Source organism: Photorhabdus sp. RM322S (genome assembly GCF_042879395.1).
GTDB classification, from domain to species: domain Bacteria; phylum Pseudomonadota; class Gammaproteobacteria; order Enterobacterales; family Enterobacteriaceae; genus Photorhabdus; species Photorhabdus khanii.
Genome location: NZ_JBHFKW010000104.1, coordinates 1 through 2587 on the forward strand (window position 1 = coordinate 1; position 2587 = coordinate 2587).

General features: G+C 48.8%; 1 protein-coding gene and 2 pseudogenes. 1 reads left to right on the forward strand and 2 read right to left on the reverse strand.

Annotated elements, in window-relative coordinates; translation table 11 throughout:
- Window positions 1–152: 152 nt before the first annotated feature.
- Both ACGF63_RS22670 and ACGF63_RS22675 read right to left on the reverse strand, forming a co-directional pair.
- Window positions 153–779: pseudogene (locus tag ACGF63_RS22670) on the reverse strand (Tn3 family transposase); the annotation flags it as partial.
- Window positions 763–1242 (reverse strand): annotated as a pseudogene (locus tag ACGF63_RS22675) (IS6 family transposase); the annotation flags it as partial. The pseudogenes ACGF63_RS22675 and ACGF63_RS22670, both read right to left, overlap by 17 nt.
- 184 nt (window positions 1243–1426) lie before the next feature.
- Between ACGF63_RS22675 and ACGF63_RS22680 the strand changes: the two are divergent.
- On the forward strand, window positions 1427–2428 hold the full coding sequence (locus ACGF63_RS22680) for a YncE family protein (protein ID WP_387633336.1): 1002 nt from the start codon (window positions 1427–1429) through the stop codon (window positions 2426–2428).
- Window positions 2429–2587 lie beyond the last annotated feature (159 nt).

Here is a 2587-nt window from a genome sequence, read left to right on the forward strand (position 1 = left end):
GCTCTTAACGGCAGCAACTCAGGGTAGTTTGAAGGCTGCGTCTGGACACCGCCTCCGAGGGGCCGACCCTCATCTCTCGCACAGCATTGCACCCTCTATTTGCCACAGGATGCATTCGTGGCACACCTACGCTGGAACCCCAGATTTTTCCGTTATCCCAGTTTCAGCCCGGCAACCAGCGCATCCAGGTCAATAATCTCATTGCTGCTCTGGAAGGTATAATGCCCGTTCAGCAAAATGTGCTGCCAGGCCACCGGTGATATCCGGGCCAGAGCCTCAATGCCTTTGGCATTGCCTTCCGCTTCCAGTCGTTCCAGCAATCGCGACAGGATCGCCGAGTTGTAATAAACGATCGCATTGGAAATCAGCCGCCCGCACTGGTTGCTGATGTCTGTTTCAATGTCATTTTTCCCGGTTAACTCTTTCTTTCCGCCGACTTTGGCCACTGCGGCACGCAGCTGGTGATAAGATTCAATCCGGTTCTGGGAGCGCCGGATGTTGCGTTCCAGCTGCGGCTCGCGCAGATACTTCAGCGTATAGATGCTGCGGACCAGCCGGTCATATTCGAATAGTGCCTGCCGGGTCGGATTGGTCGTGGTGTACGTGCACAGTTTGCGGACCAGCGTCCCCTGCGTCATTTCTTTCAGCCCCAGCGTGGCGACAATACGATCGAGATTGCTTTTTTCGCGGATGATAAGGTCCCGGTCAATCTGTCCGGCGGGCTGGATCAGGCATTTTTTATAGGTCGACGGATCTCTGATGCAGTACAGCTCCTGCAACGGGTTTGTCGGCATTGAGCGTTGCCAGAGCGGCGGTATTGGCACCGCTTTTATCTATCGTCACCACTTCAGGTTCGCCGTGGTGACGGATAGCCTTGCGAAAGAAACGCAGCGCGCCGGCCGCATCCCGTTTGGCGGTCAGCAGAAAATCAACGGTCTGCCCCGTGCTGTCGACGGCGCGGTACAGGTATTTCCACTGGCCTCTGACTTTGATGTAGGTTTCATCCATGCGCCAGCGACGCCCCACGGCACGCTTATGCCGGCGAAATGCCTTATCCAGTAACGGCACCAGGCGAATGACCCAGCGATGCAGCGTGGAATGGTCAACGACAATCCCGCGCTCAGCCATCATCTCCTCCAGGTTGCGCAGGCTCAGGGCATAAACCAGATACCAGCGAACACACTGGGCGATAATATCGACGGGATAATGCAGCCGCTGGAAGGCGTTTCGGATCAAAGACATGGTCAGGTAACATCATAAAAAAAACAGCATGTTACCCGTTGCAGCCTTAATGCAACAGAACCGTGTCAAGTTATTTTGGCGGCTCCCAACTTTACATTCCGAGAGGATAAAGCCATACTCAAAGCGCCCTCTTTTTTTATTAAATAATGCAAACAACGTATAAAATTACCACAGCGAGGTTGTCATGATAGGCCCAACAATAACTTATATTAAGATATTTGATGAACCAGCAGATATTACCGTAAACGACGAAACGGGTGCCGTTTATGTTTCGAATATATATGGAGACATGGCCCGTATAGATTACGTTTCTCCGGGTAATTTTACGTATGGCGGGACAGCTAAAAAAGCTCTCCAGATTGCTGGTTTTGAGGCGAATTCAGTCAATGGCAATGTTTACGTTAGTGACGAAGGCCTGTCCAGCACATTGCCGCCAATTGATGTATACGATGAAAATCTTAACTTCTTGTCACGTCTTACTGGCATCCCCGATATAGTGGGGAATTGGTCGGCAAACTCGTATTTCTATAAAAACAACAATGAGCTTTATTTTCCGTGGAAAAATACTGATGCGCACACGGGCGGACTGGTTGTTGTTAATGCAGCCACGGGAATGTATAAAAAAAATATTGACACGTCAGTCCGTGGCGTGAATGACACAATTTACTCAATCACTTGCGCTCGTGACCTTGGTTTCTTGTTTTTGGCGAACTACAACGGATGGGAGGTTACGCCAATTAATACGAGGTTGGATGAGGAAACTCCAAACATCGATCTAGGTCATGACAACCAACCAATGGGGCTGGCTGTTGATGATAAGAGGCATTTTTTGCTCGTTGGGGTACGAAAAAATCTAGGGTATGACGGATTTTCTATAGATAAATATACGGCCCTCAGTCATAGACCAAGAGGATCCATTGATCTTGGATCTGAAGACAGCACGACGATAGCCGTAGACAACTCCAATGATGTTGTGTATGCGGTAAGCAATAGCGGCGTTAAGTGCTATTCTCTAAATGACGACAGTCTTGTTGGCGAAATTAAAATAAGCAATGGCCAGCGAATTGACTTGGTTCCTGTAATTTATTTTGATGAAAGGCGGAACATTCTATATCTTCTTGACGGAAAAGCAAAAGGAGAGGATAGCCATCTTATAGTCCTAGATAATTCGGTTGTACAAAAATAAATTATCCGTTGCCTGGTGCCACGTTAGGGGTTCTACGCCGGACAATGGCATTCGGTTAAGGAAACAACGATGTGATAAAATAGGGTCTAAATGGGGGCGTTTGGCGAAAGGGAAATTAAAGTACGCTAAGATTTAGGGATCGGCAATAATGGCCTGAAT